Consider the following 20,587-nt stretch of genomic DNA (forward strand, 5'->3'; position numbering starts at 1 on the left):
ATCGACAGCGTCTGCGCGGCGGCGGTGTAACTGCCCAGCGTCCGCACGCTTGAATTCCCGCAAATAGCTGCCGATACGCTTTAGCCGAACATATCCAGCGTCGACACACCGGCCGCAGAGCCGACCAGGCTGTAGACGTAATGATCGATCCCGGTCGCTTCGTCGCGCCAGATGCCGTCGAACTCGACCGCGGTAACCCGCTTGCCCGCCGCACCGGTGATATTCACCTGTCCGCCGCCGGTCAGGTCGAGCACCCGATTGCTGCCAAAGGTGATCACGTCATTGCTGTTGCTGTCGAACAGCGCGACATCGGTGACAAGGACGTCTTCGGACGAGAAATCGACGATGCGGTCGACGGTCTTCCTGACGGCGCGCGCGGTCGATGCACCATTGTCGGCTTGCGCAAAGAAGAAGGCGTCACTGCCTTCGCCGCCGCGCAGCGTGTCGGACCCGGCACCGCCGACGATCCAGTCATTGCCGCCAAGGCCCGACAGCATGTCGTTGCCCGCGCCGCCCAGCAGGGTGTCGTCGAGGACGGTGCCGGTGAGCGTGTTGTTGCCATCGTCGCCGGTAATCAGCGACCGGGCGATATAGCCCGGCGAGCCGGTTTCGGTGTTGCCCCCGCCATTGTCGATGCGGAACGCGCCATCCTGACCGGCAACCGCCAGGTTCGTCAGCAACACATTGTTCAGGCCATCGGCATTGTCGAAGGTCGCCAGCGCCGGTGCGCCGGTCGCCACGCCAAAGGCGACATTGGCCATGACGTCGCCGGCGGCGTTGAACAGGTTGATGGCGTCGCCGCCCGTGCTCAGGCCGATACCCGAACCGTCATAGCTGCCAAAGACAATGCCCTGCGGCGCCTGTCCGCCGAACCAGGTGTCGATGAAGGCGGCGCTGCCCTGTGCCAGATCGGCGGTATTGAGGAAGAGGACCGATTGCCCGGCCGCCACGCTGCCGACGCCGTTCAGCGCAACCGACGATGCGAAGCTGTTCGAACTGTCATCAACGCGCCAGCCAGCGACATCGACGGCGGCGTCCGAGAAATTGGTGATCTCGAACCAGTCGAACCCGACCGGGCTGTCGCCGCTGGCCCATGGTGCGACTTCGGTGATGCGGATCGCGGGGCCGGTGCCTTCATCGACGATGTCGTTGACGCCGAGCACGAAATCGACGCTGGCATCGGGCGTGCCGCCCACCGTCGGATCATCGACGGTGACGCTGACCGCGTAGCTTGCCCGGGTTTCGAAATCGAGGGTCGTGCCGGCCTTGAGATACAGGCCGGTCGCGTCGACTTCGAAAAAGGCCGCATCACTGCCGGTGAAGGCCAGCGCGTTACCACCCCGGCCATCGTCGGTAACCACGACATCGGCGAGCTTCACCCGTTCGATCGTGCCGCTATTCTCGTCGATCGTGGTGATTGCGTTGGCGAGCGTGATCGCGGTCGGCGCGGCATTATTGTCGTCGACCACGGTCTGGATCGTGCCGGGTGATCCGGTTTCGGTGCCGTCCGCGGTCACCACCTGATAGGCGCCGTTCACGCCGATGGTGCTGAGCTGGCTTACATTGCCGTTCAGTCCGGCCGAATTGTCGAAGGTGGCGAGCGATGGCAGCCCGGTGGACGCACCGAACACGACACTGGCGCGCAGGGTATTGCCAGCGTCGTACAGGTTGACCTGATCGCCGCCCGTGCTCAGGCCGATGCCCGAACCGTCATAGGTGCCGATCTCGATACCGGCGGGAAGCGTGCCGCCGAACCAGGTGTCGACAAACGCCTGAACCTCGCCAGCGCCGCCATTGACGAAGATCACGGACTCGCCGGCACCGATGCTGCCGACGCCGTTCAGCGCGACGGCGGCGATCGGCGACTGCGACGCGTCGTCGACCTTCCATCCCGCCAGGTCGATGGCAAGGCCGGTGGTGTTGGTGACTTCGAACCAGTCCGCGCCGACCGGGCTGTCGCCGCTGGCCCATGGTGCCACTTCGGACACGAACAGCCGGCCGACGGTGCCGGGCGATCCGATTTCGGTCACCGCGCCATTGGTTACGGCGGCGGCGCCGTTGGTGCCGGCTTCGCTCAGGGTCGTGATCTCGGCGTTGTTGACCGCGCCCGCGTTGTTGAACGTCGCATAGGGATTGTCGGCGGGCGAGGCGCCGAAGCTGACGCTCGCCTGCAATTCCCCGGTCGAATTGTACAGGTTGACCTGATCGCCGCCGGTGCTGAGGCCGACGCCGGAGCCGGTATAGGCGCCGAACTGTACGCCATCGGGCGCGGTGCCGCCGAACCAGTTGGCGATGAACGCCGCCTTGGTCGCTTCCAGATCGCTGGTTTCGAAGAAGATCACGGACTCGCCCGCACCGATCGAGGTGATCCCGGTCAGCGCGCGCGAATTGCCGAACTGCGCGGAGCTGTCGTCCATCCGCCAGCCCGTGACGTCGATCGCGGTGCGGCCGTTATTGGTGACTTCGAACCAGTCGGCGGCGACGGCGCTGTTGCCGCTGGACCACGGAGCGACCTCCGAGATGAACAGCGTCGGTGCCGTGGTTTCGTTGGCGATATCGGTGACGTCGAGCACATAGTCGACGCTGGCGTCCGGGGTGTCGCCGACGTTCGCGTCGTCGACCGATACGGTCACGTCGTACCCGGTCTTCGTCTCGTAATCGAGCACGGTGCCGGCCTTGAGATACAGGCCGGTCGAATCGACTTCGAACGACCCGGCGTCGGCGCCGGACAGGCTGAGCGTGTTCACCCCGATGCCGTCGTCGGCGATCACGATGTCGGCGACCTTGACGCGCGACGACGTGCCCGTGTTCTCCTCGATCGCCGTCAGCGCGTTGCCAAGCGTGATACCGGTCGGCGCGGCGTTGGGATAATCGGCGGGTGCATAGACCCACATCTGCGGGTGGTCGGCATCGCCGCCGCCATTTTCATTGACGATATAGATCAGTCCGTTGCGATCGACGGTGATGCCTTCATGCTGTTGATCGGCCACGCCCAGCGGGTTGCCGGCATCGGTCTGGATCAACAATTCGCCCAGGATGTTGCCGTCGCGATCGACCTTCAGGATCTTGCCCTCTTCCTGGCTGATGATCAGCAGATTGTCTTCTTCGGGCGTGCCGGCGAACGATGGAAGGTTCGAGAGCGCAAACACGTCCGCCACATCGGACAGGCCAAGCAGGGCGGGATCGAACAGGTTGGCCGAATTTGCGGTCGTAGCCGATCCGTTGCTGACGATGTTGGCACCAAAGTCGATCGTCGTCCGGAACACGCCGATCGGGCCGGATTCCTTGACGAAGATGAAGCCGCCGGTCAGCGGATCGAAGGTAAGCCCTTCCAGCCCGATAGTGTTCACGAACGTGCCGATGTTCGCGACCTGCGCGTCCGCGCGACCTTTCGTCGCGCCGGCCTCGTATGAGATCAGCACGGCATTGCGATCGCGCTCTTCGGTGAACACGAACTGGCCGCCGCCGATATAGGTGATGCCTTCGGGATCGTAGAACGCGGTCCCCTGCGGGCTGTCGCCGGCTCCCAGGGTCATCGTGCTGACCAAGGTGCCGGTCTTGCTGACTTCGGTAATCGACCGGCCGCCGTCGCCGATGATGAACAGGGTGTCGGTGTCCCAGTTATACGTCACGCCCGACGCTTCCTGCCCAAGGAGATTGCCGGCAGGGGCGGTCGTGCGGGTCGGCTCCGGCAGATCGTAGCGACCGACGCGGACGTAATTGGACAGATCCATCAGCTTATTCCCCATCAGCAGACAAGCATCTTCGCGGAAGGCTTCACAAGAAGCGCCCCGATCAATTCTGTGCGGCCATAGGGTATAGTTAAAACATAATAAAGATTAAATTGAATATTTATACCAAGCCAGGACAGCAAAATTGGCTAGAGTGCGCCATCCGTTTAGTTGAACGGCAAAATATAGATCGGTATAGTTTCAATTTAGTGACAACAAGACTTTAAAACAAAGTTGGTGATAAATATGGGGTGGCTGTGGATATGCGGGTGCCCCTTGCGTTTTACGATGTGGCCACCGGGCAAGTCGGGGTGTGATGGCGTTGCGGTCTTCGGGACAGGGTGGACCGGATGGTTGCGGCAAGGTGCGACGTAACCGCCCGAACCCAAAGATTAAGGTGCTGCTAACCGTGTCATTTAAATCGGCCCTAATCGCCGCGCCGGTACAGGTTTTCCAGACTTTCAGGGAACCGTCATGCCCGTTGATCCAGAAGTGTTGGCTAGCGTTTCGTTCTGTCCCGGCTACCTTGACGTGCGGGAATCCGAAACCGTCGGCGCCACGCCGGTACGGGATGCAGTTGCATGAGGGTACCGGCCTATAGCTTGCCCCGCACCGCCGATGCCGATGCTCGTGATATCGAACGCATGGTATTGGGACGACGCGGCGTGCTGCGGATCGGCGACCATCTGCCGCCGAGCGAAGTGTTGATCCTTGATCTGACCCGCGAGGGGTGCGGGATACAGGGCGATTGCAATGTCGGTCCGGGAATGCCGGTAGAGGTCGGCATTGCCAATGTGGGGCGCATCACAGCGACAGTATTATGGTGTGAACCAGGTCAATTCGGCTGCGTGTTTGATTGCCCGCTCCAGCCTGGTTCGGTGACGGCTGCGTTCGGTTCGCACAATGTCCTGCCATTTCCGTCCGGGGTGACGCCCCCGGTTTCGCCGGCTTCAACCGGCAAGCTGACGCCGCGTGTCCGCCTGCTCATACTTTTCGGAACGACGATATCGTGCTGGAGCGCGATTGGCGTGGCGTTCGCCATGCTCTGATACGGGCGGTTCCGCTGTTGCAAACGCACGGCACGCGGCTCGACTGCCGACCGTGAATTTTGCTCTTTTCCGGCGACTTTCGAGTGATCGGGAAAGTCCGGGCATCGAGCGACGAAAGCCGCGAATTTTTGTCCAGTCAACCGGGTTTGGGTGTCGAACGCCATTGGGTTCGACCAAGCGCATGCCACATGTTTCACGACGCCACCGAACGATCATAGCGACACTGGCGAACGTGTTTCGTTACCGCGCTATCTGCGACCTTTCCGAATATCCGAAAATGGCAGGCCAACGAATAAAGTGCGACCAGTCACGGCGATTGGGCGGCAAAGCCCTTACCCCGGTTCGTGCGTAATCGATCAGATTGCGCGGTGGAGAAGCCTTCATGATGGATCGGCCAAAATATGGCACGTGATATCGGGTTCGCAACCGGCCCGGCTTGTTTCACCAGCAATGTCCTGACAGGGGGCCACATATGATTCATGCCGCGCTGCGGAAAATTTGTTATCCTTTAACAGGCAGCGGTATAGCTATCAGCTACAGGCCGTGACCGGGGTGAATGACCAATATGGGCTTGGACGCGTTCCATAGTCGAGACAGGCGGCAGCAGGGGGAACGGGCGACGATTTCGGCTGCGGCGCTGCGGTATCGCGCATTTGGCGGTCTTCTGCTGGTTGACGCGCTGTGCCTCGTGCTGGGGTTCTCCGCTGCGGGATATGGACGCACCTTGATGCTCGGGGAAACCCGATGGGCACTGACCATCATCGCGCTGGTCCCGGTCTATTTCTTTACCGCCTTCGGTGCACGCGCCTACAACAGCGATTGCCTAAGGCGTCCCCGCCGTGCTGCATCGCGAGGGTGTAAGGCGTTGTTGCTGGCGGTGTGCACCGTCATTCTGGTCGCATTTGCCTTTCAGGCGAGCGAGGACCTCTCGCGAGGGGTGATACTGTTCGGTGCAGCCGCAACCTTCGTCCTCATAATAGGGGCACGGTACGGATACGTATCCAACCTGCGGCATTTCATCGGCGGCAATCCGTTCAATGTCATGCTATTACATGATACGATGTCGCCACTGCCGGCCGGCAAATTCTCGGCCACTGTGGCAATCCAGGATCGGTTCGATCCAGAGATACATGATCCGATCATGTACGACCGGCTTGCACGGATCATCGCCAGCGCCGACCGTGTCGTTATCGCCTGTGCACCGGAAAAACGGGTGGCGTGGGCCAGCGCGCTCAAAAGCACGAATGTACAAAGCGAGATATTCGTCCCTGAACTGGATCGGCTCGCACCGCTGGGTGTCTCGATACACGAGCATACCTCGACGGTCATCGTCGCGGTCGGCCCCCTTGGCTTGGCCGAACGCTTCATCAAGCGGGTGTTTGATGTTGCCGCGTCCGGTACCGCGGTACTGGTGCTGTTCCCGGTGCTGGTGCTGATCGCGTTGATGGTGAAACTGGACAGCCCCGGGCCAATCCTGTTCAAGCAGGTGCGGATCGGGTGCAGGAACGAAATGTTCCGCATCTGGAAATTTCGCAGCATGTTCGTTGAAGGCAGCGACGGCGCCGGTCACCGATCGGCGTCGCGGGAGGATGATCGCATCACCCGGGTAGGCCGCTTGATCCGCAAGACCAGTCTGGACGAACTCCCCCAGATCATAAACGTCCTCAAGGGGGACATGAGCATCGTCGGTCCGCGCCCCCATGCGCTGGGGTCACGTGCCGCTGAAAAGCTGTTCTGGGAAGTCGATGGCCGCTATTGGCAGCGCCATTCGGTCAAGCCTGGCCTGACCGGGCTTGCCCAGGTACGCGGCTATCGCGGCGCGACGCCGTTCGAGGACGACCTGCGCAACCGGCTTCAGGCCGATCTCGAATATCTAGAGCATTGGTCGATCTGGCGCGATATCAAGATCGTGCTGCTGACCTTCAAGGTGTTGCTGCACCGCAACGCATATTGATCAGGCGGGGATGCCGCAGGGCAGATCCCCCTACCCCCTCCACGATCAGGGAATCTTTTGAATGACGATCAAACCGGTACGCAAGGCCGTATTTCCCGTTGCCGGGCTGGGCACCCGTTTTCTGCCGGCGACCAAGGCGATGCCTAAGGAAATGCTGACGGTCGTCGACAAGCCGCTGATCCAATATGCGGTCGAGGAGGCGCTGGAAGCCGGCATCGAGCAGATCATCTTCGTCACCGGCCGCGGCAAGGGCGCGCTGGAGGATCATTTCGACATCTCGTTCGAACTCGAAGCGACGATGAAGGCTCGCGGTAAGTCGATGGCGGTGATCGAGGGCATCCGGCAAAAGCCCGGCTCACCGGTCTATGTCCGACAGCAGGAGCCACTGGGCCTTGGCCATGCAGTGTGGTGCGCGCGCGAAATCGTCGGCGACGAACCCTTCGCGGTGCTGTTGCCCGACGAACTGATGGTCGGCGGCTTCATGCGCCAGATGGTCGAGGCGTATGACAAGGTCGGCGGCAATGTCATCGGCGCGCTGGAAGTGCCCGACAGTGAAACCGATAAATACGGCATTATCTCCCCCGGCGCGACCGACGGCCCGCTGACCGAAGTCAAGGCGCTGGTCGAAAAGCCCAAGGGCAAGGCGCCGTCGAACCTGATGATTCCGGGCCGCTACATCCTGCAGCCCGAAGTCATGGCGATCCTCGACAGCCAGGAACCAGGTGCCGGCGGCGAAATCCAGCTGACCGACGCGATGGCCAAGCTGATCGGCACGCAGCCGTTCCACGGCTTCACCTTCGACGGCCAGCGTTACGATTGCGGCGACAAGGCAGGCTGGCTGACGGCCAACATCGCGCTTGGGCTGGCGCGCGACGACTTGAAGGGGCCGGTACAGGCGTTCATCGACGCACTGCCGCGCTGATCGAACGGGACCGCCGGGCGTCGTCAAACGCCCGGCGGACGCCGCGTTACATCCGCCACGCGACGTTGCGGACAAAGCGGGCAGGAACACCGGCGACCAATGCGCCGACGGCCACATCGCGCGTCACCACGGATCCCGCGGCAACTACCGCCCCCTCGCTGATCGTCACGCCCTTGACGATCGTGACATTGGCGCCGATCCATACATGGTCGCCGATCAGTACCGCCCCCTCGCGGCTGCGTGCGCCGGTCAGTTCGTGGTGATCGGTATCCATGATCGACACGCAACGTGCGATCGCCACGTCGTCGCCGATGCTGACAGTGTTGTGGCATTCGATATGAAAATCATCTGCGATATACCCGCTGCCCAGCGTAAGGCACCCGCGCGGGCCGATCCTGATGCTGCCGCCACGGTGCAGAACGAAATTGCCGTCCACTCGCAACCGACCGCCAGGGCGCACGACGAGCTCGGTCGGTTTTGCCACCTGCCCTTCCCATCGCTTTCCGATCGACAGGCGCCCCGACCCTTCGATCGCTTCAGAGGCGGCAACCAGATGCGCCTGCCGATAGATCAGGATCGACCGGCGGTATCGTGCGCGGGCCAGCAACGTGGCCATCGGTGCCAATGCCGTGATGCGGCGCAGAGCACTGGGCGATGGGACCAGCTTGTCGGAACTGTCGCTCATTCCGCCACCGAACTCCCTGTGCCTCAAACCGTGAGGCCGATGGTGCGTGGCAAATTTGGCCACGAATTCTTTGGCAGTCATACACCGAGGAATATTAATCCCCCGTTGCCATCGACCGTCGGATTATCGAGTGATGGTATCCTTCGGGCCATAAAAATCGCGATACCAGTCGGCGAATCGGCCAAGGCCTTCCTCGAGCATTACCCGCGGCTTGTAGCCGGTCAGCGCGTGCAGCTTCGACACATCGGCATAGGTGGCGGTGACGTCGCCGGGCTGCATCGGGCGCATGATCTTGACCGCGTCGCGGCCGATCGCGCGTTCGAGCGTCTCGATCATCTCCATCAGCCCGACGGGGCAGCTGTCGCCGATGTTGAGCAGGCGATTCTCATGCGCGGGCGGCGGATTGTCGAGGGCGCCGACGATGCCATCGACGATGTCGTCGATATAGGTGAAGTCGCGCGCCATGCGGCCTTCGCCATAGACTTCGATCGGGTCGCCGCGCAAAATCTTCTGGGTAAAGCCGAAATAGGCCATGTCGGGCCGGCCCCAGGGACCATAGACGGTAAAGAAGCGCAGCCCGGTCTGCGGCAGCGCATAGAGATGCGCATAGGACTGGCTCATCAGTTCGCAGGCGCGCTTGGTCGCGGCATAGAGCGAGACCGGCCGGTCGACGCGTTCGTCCTCGGTAAAGCCGGCGCCGCCCATCGGCTTGTCGCCATAGACCGAGCTGGACGAGGCATAGACCAGATGTTGGAACCCCGGCGCATGGCGACACGCCTCGAGGATCGAGAGATGCCCGTCGAGGTTCGAGCGTTGATAGGCAAAGGGGTTGTCGATGCTGTAGCGCACCCCCGCCTGTGCCGCCAGGTGGACGGCACGGGTGATGCCGTGTCGTCCGACCAGGTCGGCAATCCCCTGTGCATCGGCGATGTCCAGGCGCTCAAAGATGAATTCGCGCCGGCCGTTGAAGGTCGACAGCCGCGCATCCTTGAGCGCCGGGTCATAATAGTCGTTCAGGTTGTCGACGCCGATCACCGTCTCGCCGCGTTCGATCAGGCAGTGGGAGACGGCGTGGCCGATGAAACCTGCCGCCCCCGTGACGAGTATCGGCGTCGGCATCAGCGTCCCACCGCGTGATAAGTGAAGCCGGCCTTTTCGATCATGTCGCGCGGATAGATATTGCGCATGTCGACCATGACCGGCGCGCTGAGCAGCGACTTGACCCGATCAAGGTCGAGCGCGCGGAACGCATCCCATTCGGTGACGATCGCCACCGCGTCAGACCCTTCGAGCGCTTCGTACGGGCCGTCGCAATATACGACGTTGTCGAGCACCTTCTTGGCCTGTTCCGTGCCTTCGGGATCGAATGCACGGATAGTGGCGCCGGCATCCTGCAGCGTCTGGATCACGGCGATCGCCGGGCTGTCGCGCATATCGTCGGTATTGGGCTTGAAGGTCAGGCCCAGGACCGCGACGGTCTTGCCGCGCACGTCGCCGCCCATCGCGCTGATGACCTTGCGACCCATCGCCCGCTTGCGGTTGTCGTTCACTGCCACGACGGCCTCGACGATACGCTGCGGGGCGTCATGGTCCTGCGCGGTCTTGAGCAGCGCCAGCGTATCCTTGGGGAAGCACGACCCGCCATAGCCCGGTCCGGCATGCAGGAACTTCGATCCGATGCGGTTGTCCAGCCCGATGCCGCGCGCCACGTCCTGAACGTCGGCGCCCACCTTTTCGCAAAGGTCGGCGATTTCGTTGATGAACGTGATCTTGGTCGCAAGGAACGCGTTGCCGGCATATTTGGTCAGCTCGGCCGCACGGCGGCTCATCTCGATGACCAGCGAACGGTTGAGGGTCAGCGGGCGATAGATCTGGCGCATGACTTCCATCGCGCGTTCATCGTCGCCACCGACAACGACGCGGTCGGGCCGCTTGAAATCGTCGATCGCCGCACCTTCGCGCAGGAATTCGGGGTTCGATACGACCGCGAAATCGGCGTCCGGGTTGGCTTCGCGAACGATCCGCTCGACTTCGTCGCCGGTGCCCACGGGCACGGTCGACTTGTCGACGATCACCGTGAAGCCGGTGATCGCGCCGGCGATTTCCTTGGCAGCGGCATAGACATAGCTGAGATCGGCATGGCCATCGCCGCGTCGCGACGGCGTACCCACCGCGATGAAGATGGCTTCGGCATCCTTTACGCTGTCGCCAAGGTCGGTGCTGAAGCGCAGCCGGCCGGCCGCCACGTTGCGCGCGACAAGTTCGTCAAGGCCCGGCTCATAGATCGGCATGCGTCCGTCGAGCAGCGCGTCGATCTTGGACTGGTCCTTGTCGACGCAGATGACGTCATGCCCGAAATCCGCGAAGCACGCCCCGGACACCAGCCCGACATACCCTGATCCCACCATCCGGATGCGCATTCACAATCCCTTCGCTATAATATCTTGCAGCGCAGCACGCTTTAAACGCAGATGTTTGGCGCTTCCAGCGGCAAAATAACGCCCGTGCCGAACGGCAGCCGGATCGACTGTGCCGGTCCATACCATTCTTCCCTGCACAATATCCGCCATGTGGCCGAGTATTTTGGCACTCGGCATGGTAAACAACCACCGGGATGAGGCGGAACGGTTTAAGGCCGAATGTGCTAAAACGAGCCGGTTGGAACATCATGTACGATATGCCGACAGGCATCGCCGATTGAGTATCTGGACCCAATGGACCCTGCCCTCTATGTTGCGTCCCTACCGCATGGTGACCATGCTCCACGTCGGGACAGAGGGAACGGGCCGCGCGCAGGACAGGTATGTCAGGCTGGCGTTGAAGTCAGGATGTGCGGATACAAGATGAAATCGATCCATTCTGCAACATCGGATGCCCGGTGGCACGAATCTCGCTCTACGGTAGGCGCTGATCTGGCGGCAGCGGCGGGGTCTGGCCAGGTCAGGGCCGATGTGCCGCTGGCGACCCTGGGCCGCTGGCGGATCGGCGGTCCGGCCGATTTTGTCGTCACGCCGCGCGATGCTGCGTCGCTTGGTCGCGTGCTGGCGACGATCGACACACTGGGCGTGCCGCGCGTCATCATCGGCGACGGATCCAACCTGTTGTTCGACGATGACGGGTTTCGCGGCGTCGTCGTGCGGATCGGGCGCGCGCTGGACGGGTTCGTCGTGCACGACGACGGCGTCGTCGATGCCGGGGCCGGGCTGTGGGTGCCGACCTTCGTGCGAAGGGTGATCGATGCCGGCCTGTCGGGCGCGGTCCATGCCATCGGCATTCCCGGCACGCTGGGCGGACTGGTAACGATGAACGGCGGCAGCCAGCGGCGCGGGATCGGCGAGAATGTCGTCCATGTCGACGCCTTCGATCGCCACGGCCAGACGCATCGGCTTGACCATGCCGCGCTGGCCTACAGCTACCGCGCATCGCGGTTGCAGGCAGGCGATCTGGTCGTGACGTCGGTGCGGTTGCGCTTTGCCCCCGGCGACCGCGCGGCGATGCACCGCGAGGCGCGCTCGATCCTGCGCGCGCGCCGCGAAAAATTTCCGCGCGTCCGCGCCAATTGCGGGTCGGTGTTCGTCAGCGATCCCAAGCTTTACGACCTGATCGGTCCCCCCGGCATGGCGATCGAGCGCGCCGGACTGAAGGGCGAAGCGGTTGGTGGGGCGCAATTTTCGCCGGATCATGCAAATTTCATAGTCAATAATGGCAGTGCGCGCGCATCCGATGTGCTCGCGCTGATCCGCATTGCTCGCGACCGGGTGGCCGAATTGTCGGGCATCCGCATGGATGCCGAAGTCCGCCATCTGGCCCCCGACGGGACGATGCGCCCGGCCCATGAAGTCGCCGACCTGATCGATGTCGCCCGGTATCAAGGAAACTGAAATGAACGCGACCGCCATTGCCGCCCACGACACCACCCGGGCCGAGGATCGCGATCCCCACCGCATCCTGTCCGTGCGCCCGTCGCGCCTGGAGGGGATGGTCACCGTCAGCGGGGCGAAGAACAGCGTGCTGCGCCTGCTGGCGGCATCGCTGCTGACCAGCGAGCGCATCGTCCTAGACAATTACCCCGACGGCCTGCTCGACGCGCAGGTGCATGTCGGCATGCTGGAGGTGCTGGGCAAGCGCTGCACCGTCGATGCCGGCACGCTGACGATCGAAGAGGTCTCCACCCCGCCGGCCGAACTGGTGTGGGACGGGCGATCGATCCGCAACACGCTGCTGATCCTGGGCGCACTCGTCGCGCGGACCGGTGCCGGCAGCGTGCCCCTGCCCGGTGGCTGCGACCTTGGCGGTCGCGGATATGACCTGCACGAACTGGTGCTGACCCGGCTCGGCGCGCGCGTGTACGGCAAGGACGGCCGGTTGTACGCCGAAGCCCCCGACGGGTTGCGCGGCGCCGACATCGTCCTGCCGCTGCGGTCCACCGGCGCGACCGAGAACGCGCTGATGGCGGCATCGCTGGCGCGCGGCACGACGCGGTTGTGGAATCCGCACATCCGGCCGGAAATTCTCGACCTGTGCGACTTCCTGCGCGCGATGGGCGCGACGATCACCGTGCATGGCCAGGAAAGCATCGAGATCACCGGCGCTGAAAACCTGAACGGGGTCAGCCGGCGGGTCATGCCCGACAATATGGAAGCGATGACTTGGCTGGTCGGATCGGTAATCACCGGCGGCGACGTCGAGATCTGCGACTTTCCGTTCGACGACCTGGAAGTGCCGCTGATCTTCCTGCGCGAGAGCGGCGCCAGGATCTTCCGCGAGGGATCGACCGCGATCGTGCGCTCGGGCCGCCCCTATCCGGTGGAAATCAGCACCGGGCCGTATCCGGGCATCAATTCCGACATGCAGCCGCTGTTCGCGGCACTGGGCGCGTGCGCGCATGGTGAATCGCGGATCGTCGACCTGCGCTTTGCCGGCCGCTATGCCTATCTGGAAGAATTCGCGAAGATGGGCGTCGAAAGCTTCGTGCGCGAAGGCACGGCGCATATCCACGGTACCCAGTCGCTGCGCGGCGCCGAAGTACGCGCCCTCGACCTGCGTGCGGGAGCGGCACTTGCGTTGCTGGGCCTGCGCGCCGATGGCGACACGCGGATCGCCGATTCATGGCAGATCGAACGCGGCTATGATAAATTTCTCGAAAAGGCGCGCGGGCTTAACGCCGGCATGACCTATTTCGATCAATAGGCCGGACGACGGGTTCGGGGGGATATAATGCAGGTTGAACAAAATCCGCTGCGGAATGCGCTGAGGGCGTGCCGGCGCCACTTCTGGGCGGTGGGGATCTTTTCGGGTCTCATCAACCTGCTGTACCTCGCCCCGTCGATCTTCATGCTGCAGGTCTATGACCGCGTGGTGCCGACGCGCGGCGTGCCGACGCTGCTGGTGCTGTCGCTGATCCTGGCGGTGACGCTGATCGTGTTCGCGCTGCTCGACACGGTGCGTATCCGGTTGCTGATGCGCGCCAGCATCCGCCTGGAGAAAATGGCGGCGTCCAACATCCTGCACCGCATCGTCGGCACCGGCGGTGCCAGCCCGGCGCAACGCGCGCAGGCGATGCGTGATTTCGACACGCTGCGCGGCACGTTGACCGGTCCGGCGATCATCGCCCTGTTCGATGCGCCGTGGGCGCCGATCTACATCATCATTTCGTGGCTGCTGCATCCGTGGATCGGCATGCTGGCGCTGATGAGCTCGCTGCTGCTGATCGCACTGGCGGTGGGCAGCGACTGGTCGATCAAGAAATCGGTCGCCGACGTCGCCAACCGCACCAGTCATGCGTACCGGTCGCAGGATTATTCGATCCAGGCTTCCGAAGTGGCGCGCGCGCTGGGCATGCGAGAGGCGGTGGTCGTGCGCCACCTGGCCGAACGCGCCGACCTTGCCCAACGTCAGTCCGACATCGCCGGCAGTTCCGGCAGCTTCCTGGCGGCGACCAAGTTCCTGCGGCTGTTCCTGCAATCCATGGCGCTGGCACTGGGCGCCTATCTGGCGATCAACCAGGAAATCTCGGCCGGTGCGATCTTTGCGGCGTCGCTGATCCTGGGCCGGGCGCTGCAACCGGTCGAGCAGATCCTGAACGCCATGAAGAACGTCATGGCCGCGCAGACCGCGTACAAGAATCTGGACCAGTTCTGTCACCTGCCCGACGTCACTGCCACGCGCACCACCCTGCCCGCGCCGCGCGGCCGGATCGAGGTGGAGGGCGTCACGGTACGCGTGCCGGGATCGGACCGGGTGCTGCTCGACAATCTGAGTTTCGTGATCGAACCGGGCAACATCGTCGCCCTGGTCGGGCCGAGCGGCGCCGGCAAGTCGACGCTGCTGCGTACGCTGGCGGGCGCGCTGGTACCTGACGAGGGCGAGGTCCGCGTCGACGGTGCGCGGCTGAACGACTGGAATCCCGACGAACTGGGCCGGCATGTCGGGTATATGCCACAGACTCCCACCCTGTTTCCGGCCAGCGTCCATGCCAACATCTCGCGCTTTCGCGCGCTGACCGAAGGGGGCGGCGAGGCGCTGGACAAGGAAGTGCTGGCCGCCGCCAAGCTGGCGGGCGCGCATGAGGTGATCCTGCGCTTCGAAAAGGGGTATGACACGCGGCTTGCCGTGCGCGAGGGTGGCGGCCTGTCGTCGGGTCAGCGGCAGCTGGTCGCGCTGGCACGGGCGCTGTTCGGATCGCCGGCGATCTTCTATCTCGACGAACCCAACGCCCATCTCGACATCAATGGCGAAACCCGGCTGATCGCGACGCTTCAGGAGCTGAAGGCCAGAGGCGCCACCGTGATCGTGTCCACGCACCGCACCGGCCTGCTCCAGGCGGTGGACAAGGTCATGCTGCTGCGCGATGGCGCGATCCAGGTATATGACGACCGGGCGAACGTGATACGACCCGCGCCCGCGGTCGAGGAAACCAAGGAACCCGGACAACTGGGTCCGCGCGGCAATACCGGCGAACAGCCGCGCGCGCAGGGAGGCAATTCGTGAGCGGAGAAATCGTCACGCGGCAGCAGGTCTTGGCGACCGCGCCGGCCAACAATCCCGAACTGGTCCTGGACGATTCGCCCAACCGGGCGTTGACGGTGGGCATTGTCATCGCAGTCCTGTTCTTTGTGGTCCTGATCGGATGGGCAGCGTTTGCTCGGCTCGATTCGGCGGCAGCCGGCGAGGGGCGCGTCACCGTGTCCGGCAACCGGCAGACGGTGCAGCACCGCGACGGTGGCATCATTGCGGCGATCGACGTCCGCGAAGGCATGGCGGTGAAAGGCGGTCAGGTGCTCATCCGCCTTGAGGGTGCGGAGGTCGAGGCGACCGAACGCGCCCTTGCCGCCAGCGTCATCGACCTTCAGGCACAGCGTGCTCGCCTGGAAGCGGAAATCCGGGGCGGCGCGATCCAGTGGCCGGCCAGTTTCGCGTCGGCGACCGGCGCCGACCGCGAACTGGTCGAACGCTCGATGCGGCTTCAGAATGCCCAGCGTTCCGCACGGCAGGGCGCACTGGCATCGAACCGCGCCGTCATCCGCCAGCAGGAGGCGGAAGCCGCGCAACAGGTCGGCGGCTATTCGGCGCAGGCGCGTGCCAGTCTTCAGCAGCGGCAGTCGTTGCAGGAACAGCTGGTCGCCACGCGCAAGCTGGCCGACGAGGGCTATGTCTCGCGCAATACCGTGCGTTCGCTCGAACGGTCGATCCAGCAGCTGGAAGGCGCCGATGCCGATTATGCGGCCCGTGCCGCCGCGGCGCGCGAACAGGCGGGACAGGCCCGCGAATCTGCGGTGTCGAGCACCCGCCGCTATACCGAGGATGCGGCAACCGCGCTGCGCGACACCCAGTTCCAGCTGAACGAGGTGATGCCGCGCTGGCTGGCGGCCAAGGAACAGCTGGAGCGGACCGTCATTCGGGCGCCGGTGTCGGGGCGGGTCGTCGACCTCAAGATCTATTCCCGCGGCGGTGTGGTCCAGGCGGGACAGCCGATCCTCGACATCGTGCCCGATGCCGCGCCGCTGGTCATCAAGGCGAATTTCGCCCCCGGCGACATCGATGGCGTGTATGAAGGCCGCACGGCCGAGGTGAAGTTCCTGTCACTGCACGAACGCGACCTGCCGATCCTGCTGGGATCGATCCGCAACGTGTCGGCCGACAGCTTGAGCGACGAGCAATCTGGACAGCGCTATTTCACTGCCGAGATTGTCGTGCCGCAGCGACAGATCGCCATGCTGCGTCAGGTTCGCGGGGCCGATCTGGGCATCCGCCCCGGCGTACCGGTCAGCGTGCTGGTGAAGCTTCGTCAGCGCACCGCGCTGCAGTATATGTTCGATCCGCTGATGGAGACGTTCCGCCGGTCGATGCACGAGCGTTGACCCGGCGATACGCCTGTCGGACAAACTGAAAGAACGGTAGGAATGGGCAGCCCGAACACGGGCGGTGGGGGGAATTAACCATGATGATGCGTTTCTGGCTGCTGGCAGGCGCGGTCGCGGCGCCGGTCACCGCGCAGGTGGTTCCGGTTGTGCCGGTGGCACCGGCACCTAGTCCCGCACAGGCGGTGACCGGGGTCACCGATACGCTTGCCCAGGCGCTGGTCGATGCCTATCGCAACAACCCGCAGCTGGATGCGCAGCGAGCGCAGCTCCGCTCTCTGGACGAGACGGTCATCCAGGCCAGCGCCCCCTATCGGTTGCAGTCCAGTGTCGTCGGCAGCGTGCGGTACCAGGAACAGGTCACGCGCGACGTGTTCTTCGACGAACTGGTCACCAACCGCGCGCGCAACAGTGGCGCGTCGCTGACCGCGTCGCAGATCCTGTTCAACGGAGGCCGTACCGCCGCACGGGTCTCGGCCGCGGAAGCCGGCGTGCTGTCGGGTCGCGAGCGGTTGCGCGAGGTCGAGAACTTCATCCTGTTCGAAGTTGTCGATTCCTATGTCTCGGTGTTGCGCGACCAGCGTCTGGTGGAAATCCAGCAGCGGTCGATCCAGTCGTACCAGCGACAGGTCGATCAGGCGCAGGCGCGCGAGCGCGGCGGTGACCTGACCCGGATCGACATTGCCCAGGCCCAAGCACAACTCGGCATCATCCGCACGCAGCTGGCCCAGGCCGAAACGAACCTGGAACGCAGCCGGGCGCGGTTCGCCGCAGTCGTCGGCCGTAATCCGGGCGCGCTGACCCCGCCGCCGCCGCTGCCCGGCATTCCGGGGTCGATCGACATGGCGTTTCGAGTTGCCGAAGCGGAAAGCCCGACATTGTGGCAGGCGATCCTGAACGAACGGTCCGGCCGCGCGCAGATCGCCGCCGAACGCGCCGAACGCAACCCGATCCTGTCGGCGGATGCGTCGATCGGAATCACCGATCCCAACGGCATCGGGTTCAACAACCTGCGCCGCGGTGCGTCGGCGGGCGCCACCCTTACCATCCCGCTGCTGACCGGTGGCGTGATCGATTCGCGTGTCCGCCAGGCGCTGGCGACGCAGCAGGCGCTGCAATTCACCGTCGAGGCAAGCCGGCGCGGGGTCCTGTCCCAGGTCCAGAATGCGTGGAACCAGTCGATCTCGTCGGCGGAACAGGTCGCGATCGGACAAGCAACCGTTGAAACGGCGGCCCAGGCGCTGGAAGGCGTGCGGCGCAGTTTCCAGGAAGGGTTCCGGTCGAATTTCGAGGTGATCGATTCCGAACAGCGCCTGTTGAACGCACAGGTCATCGTCGCGAATGCGGAATATCAGCGCTATGCCTCGCAGGCCAATCTGCTGACCTATCTGGGCCGGTTGCAGGCCGCGACGCTGAGCCCGGCGGTGGCAAGCTATGACATGGAAGCCAATCTGGAGCGGCGCAAGCGGCAGCAGATCGATCCGTTCCAGCCCTTTGTCGGGCCGATCGATCGCCTGGCGCGGGCGCCGGACGATCCGCGCGATGCGCCGGTCCTGCCCGAAACCCCGAACGCCATGTTGCGTACGCCGACGCCGCAGCCACCGGCCCGTCCGCTTGGCCGCGCGCTGCCGGTGACCCCTGCCCGGCCCGCGCTGCCCGATCAGAAGCAGCCGGCGCCGTCGCAGCTGCAATCGCCCGACTGACTCGGTATCCACACCGCCGGTCGGCGGCGGTGTGGATGACGCAGGCGGAGCCTGGCGCGCAGGAACTTTCCTACACGCGAACGATGTGAAACATACCGGGAACATCGATTCACGATGGTTCAGGAGGTTCCATGTCAGACCCGTTCGCACAGCATTCCGACAGCCCGACAGCGCCTGCCCGCAGGATGATGGCCGTCGTGCCGCATGACCAGCAGACGCTGCCACGCACGCCCAAGGCGCTGTATGTCGGCGATACCGGCGACGTGGTATTGCGGGCGGTGGACGACGATGCGGATGTCCGGTTCGCAAACGTGCCCGCAGGGACCATCCTGCCCGTCCGGATCAGCCATGTCCGGCTGACCGGTACGACCGCATCCGCGCTGGTCGCGTTTTGCTGATGCTGGGGTTCGCACTGGGGGGCCTTTCGCGGCCCCGGCCGCCGGTGGCTGTGGCCCCGGCGCCCGCGGTCCGGGCCGAGACCGCCGCCCTGCTGGCGCGGATGACGCCGCCGGCGCCGCCGCAGCGGGCAAGCGTGATCGACGCGCTGGTCGCGGCATCTGTCGATGCGGGGATATGGAGCCGGATCGACCGGTTGTTGCTGTTCGCCGCGCACAGCCCGCAGGCGGCGCTGCTCGACTGGAAAGGCGGTGGCGATGCCGGATTTGGCGGCGGCGCGCCGCGCCACATCGTCGATCGCGGCTATTGGGTGGACGGCCATGACGACTGGATCGATCCCGGCTTCGTGCCCGCCGCCGCGGTGCAGTTCCAGCGCAGCTCGGCGATGCTTGGCATATGGGGCCGCAAGTCCGACCGCAATCCGGCATCCCCGGTCGGGACGATCACCGGAACCACGATCTCGCTGAACCCGCGCGCCAGCAGCGATGTTAGCGCAGGCCGGCTGAACGGGAGTGCGGTGGTGACCGGCGGAACCGTCACCACCGGCTATGGCCTTGTCGTCGTCGACCGGCCGGGGTCGGGAACGCTGCGGCATTTCATCGATGGCGTGTTGAAGGGCGAGAACACCAACGCATCGGCATCGAACCCCGCGTCGGTCCAGGTCGGGATCGGACGGGCAAACGCCGTGGCGGTCGACGGGCAATTCTGTGCATTTGTCGCCGGGGACACGCTGACCGCCGCGCAGCACGCCGTCCTGCATCAGGCGGTGCGACGCTATATGGACGCACTGGGCGTAGCGCCCCTGCCCGCGGTGGTCGCGACCACGCGCGCGGTGACGGAGTGGTCGACGTTGCCCGACGGATCCGCCCCGATCGCCACCGAACGCGGCATGGCGGTCACCGGACTGGCCCGCGATCTGGCGGGCAGATGGTATGTCGACAACGGCCGGACGACACGACATCCGCTGCTGTTCACCCGGCTGTCCCCCGACCGCACCATGATAGAAGCCGAGTTCGACCTGACGCGCCTGGGGCTGTCCGCCGACATGGCCGAGCCATGCCAGGGGATCACGCTGGACCGGAGCGACAGGCATCTGTGGATGCTGGTCAAGCTGTCGGGACCGGACGGCGGGGCCAGTCACCTAGTCCGGTTCGACCCGGTGAGCGAGACGGTATCGGCACCCCCGATCGCGCTGGCCGGCACCGCCAACGGCGTCGCCCATGATCCCGTCGCCGATTGTCTATGGGTCGTGCACGATACCGGCGAACTGGTGGCGTATGACCGGTCCGGAACGATCAGGTCCGGCGGAACGCCCCTTCCCGCCAATGCCGACCAGTGTGTGATCGCCGACCGGCGATATGGCGACATCATGACCGGCGAACTGCTGGTGACTGCCGGCGCCAATGGTGCGGCGGGGACCATCCATCGCTGGGGACCATCCATCGCTATCGCCGGCTCGATTATGGCGGATGGGTCCTGGTCGCGGTCGATACGCTGGACGGTGCGGACGCGATCGAAGGCGTGTGGATCGACGATGACGGCATCTGGATCGGGAACGACGGCGCAACGCACACGGGAGCGCCGCAACTGAATCGCATCGGACACTTTCTGACTGATTCGTAACGCCCGGAAATTTCAAAAAGTTCCAGCGCCAACGGGGGGCAAGGGCCTGAAAATTGTTTCATATGGTCCGCCACCGCATGAACGAACCGTTTCATCGCGAGACATATGGCATTTGCGCGAATGGTAAACGAAGGGGTTTCCCCAGAAGGCAAGGTGGCGGAAGC

At 64.3% G+C, this 20,587-nt stretch carries 14 protein-coding genes; 10 read left to right on the forward strand and 4 right to left on the reverse strand.

Annotated features, from left to right (window positions below; genetic code table 11):
• Window positions 1-80 precede the first annotated feature (80 nt).
• On the reverse strand, window positions 81-3,749 hold the full coding sequence (locus tag CA236_RS03900) for a lamin tail domain-containing protein (RefSeq protein WP_125944614.1): 3,669 nt from the start codon (window positions 3,747-3,749) through the stop codon (window positions 81-83).
• 563 nt (window positions 3,750-4,312) lie between these two features.
• On the opposite strand from CA236_RS03900, the gene CA236_RS03905 reads away from it, so the two are divergent.
• The 3 genes from CA236_RS03905 (at window position 4,313) to galU (ending at window position 7,656) form a co-directional block, all read left to right on the forward strand.
• Window positions 4,313-4,780, forward strand: a complete 468-nt coding sequence (locus tag CA236_RS03905) for a hypothetical protein (protein WP_125944615.1) — start codon at window positions 4,313-4,315, stop codon at window positions 4,778-4,780.
• A gap of 556 nt (window positions 4,781-5,336) precedes the next feature.
• Window positions 5,337-6,734 (forward strand): exopolysaccharide biosynthesis polyprenyl glycosylphosphotransferase, encoded by a 1,398-nt coding sequence (locus CA236_RS03910; protein ID WP_125944616.1) that lies wholly within the window; start codon window positions 5,337-5,339, stop codon window positions 6,732-6,734.
• A gap of 61 nt (window positions 6,735-6,795) precedes the next feature.
• Window positions 6,796-7,656: a UTP--glucose-1-phosphate uridylyltransferase GalU gene (gene galU, locus CA236_RS03915; protein WP_125944617.1), complete on the forward strand. Its 861-nt coding sequence runs from the start codon at window positions 6,796-6,798 to the stop codon at window positions 7,654-7,656.
• A 46-nt stretch (window positions 7,657-7,702) separates the two neighbouring features.
• On the opposite strand, the gene CA236_RS19245 is transcribed toward galU, so the two are convergent.
• The 3 genes from CA236_RS19245 to CA236_RS03930 form a co-directional block, all read right to left on the reverse strand.
• Window positions 7,703-8,341, reverse strand: coding sequence for an acyltransferase (locus tag CA236_RS19245; RefSeq protein ID WP_277600060.1), 639 nt, complete (start codon window positions 8,339-8,341; stop codon window positions 7,703-7,705).
• A 123-nt stretch (window positions 8,342-8,464) separates the two neighbouring features.
• Window positions 8,465-9,460: an NAD-dependent epimerase/dehydratase family protein gene (locus tag CA236_RS03925; RefSeq protein ID WP_125944619.1), complete on the reverse strand. Its 996-nt coding sequence runs from the start codon at window positions 9,458-9,460 to the stop codon at window positions 8,465-8,467.
• Complete coding sequence (locus CA236_RS03930; RefSeq protein ID WP_125944620.1) at window positions 9,460-10,761, reverse strand: UDP-glucose/GDP-mannose dehydrogenase family protein; 1,302 nt, start codon at window positions 10,759-10,761, stop codon at window positions 9,460-9,462. The genes CA236_RS03925 and CA236_RS03930 overlap by 1 nt, the downstream gene beginning before the upstream one ends.
• Window positions 10,762-11,292: 531 nt before the next feature.
• Between CA236_RS03930 and murB the strand changes: the two genes are divergently transcribed.
• From murB to CA236_RS03965, 7 genes are all read left to right on the forward strand, one after another.
• A complete protein-coding gene (gene murB, locus CA236_RS03935; protein ID WP_206430505.1) occupies window positions 11,293-12,222 on the forward strand; it encodes a UDP-N-acetylmuramate dehydrogenase in 930 nt (309 codons plus the stop codon).
• 1 nt (window position 12,223) lies between these two features.
• On the forward strand, window positions 12,224-13,531 hold the full coding sequence (locus CA236_RS03940) for a UDP-N-acetylglucosamine 1-carboxyvinyltransferase (protein ID WP_125944622.1): 1,308 nt from the start codon (window positions 12,224-12,226) through the stop codon (window positions 13,529-13,531).
• A 27-nt stretch (window positions 13,532-13,558) separates the two neighbouring features.
• Window positions 13,559-15,331 carry a type I secretion system permease/ATPase gene (locus CA236_RS03945; protein WP_125944623.1) on the forward strand — a complete coding sequence of 591 codons (1,773 nt, stop codon included), beginning with the start codon at window positions 13,559-13,561 and terminating at the stop codon, window positions 15,329-15,331.
• The gene (locus CA236_RS03950; RefSeq protein WP_125944624.1) at window positions 15,328-16,701 is read left to right on the forward strand and encodes an HlyD family type I secretion periplasmic adaptor subunit; all 1,374 of its coding nucleotides are present in this window, start codon (window positions 15,328-15,330) and stop codon (window positions 16,699-16,701) included. The genes CA236_RS03945 and CA236_RS03950 overlap by 4 nt, the downstream gene beginning before the upstream one ends.
• 80 nt (window positions 16,702-16,781) lie before the next feature.
• Window positions 16,782-18,404 carry a TolC family outer membrane protein gene (locus CA236_RS03955; protein ID WP_125944625.1) on the forward strand — a complete coding sequence of 541 codons (1,623 nt, stop codon included), beginning with the start codon at window positions 16,782-16,784 and terminating at the stop codon, window positions 18,402-18,404.
• Between the two features lie 131 nt (window positions 18,405-18,535).
• Window positions 18,536-18,802 (forward strand): hypothetical protein, encoded by a 267-nt coding sequence (locus CA236_RS03960; protein WP_125944626.1) that lies wholly within the window; start codon window positions 18,536-18,538, stop codon window positions 18,800-18,802.
• Window positions 18,803-18,852: 50 nt separating this feature from the next.
• Entirely contained in the window at window positions 18,853-20,391 is a 1,539-nt protein-coding gene (locus CA236_RS03965) for a hypothetical protein (RefSeq protein ID WP_164518841.1), read from the forward strand.
• Window positions 20,392-20,587: the final 196 nt, after the last annotated feature.

Origin of the sequence: Sphingomonas sp. ABOLG (genome assembly GCF_003950435.1) — a bacterium.
In the GTDB taxonomy this organism is placed as follows: domain Bacteria; phylum Pseudomonadota; class Alphaproteobacteria; order Sphingomonadales; family Sphingomonadaceae; genus Sphingomonas; species Sphingomonas panaciterrae.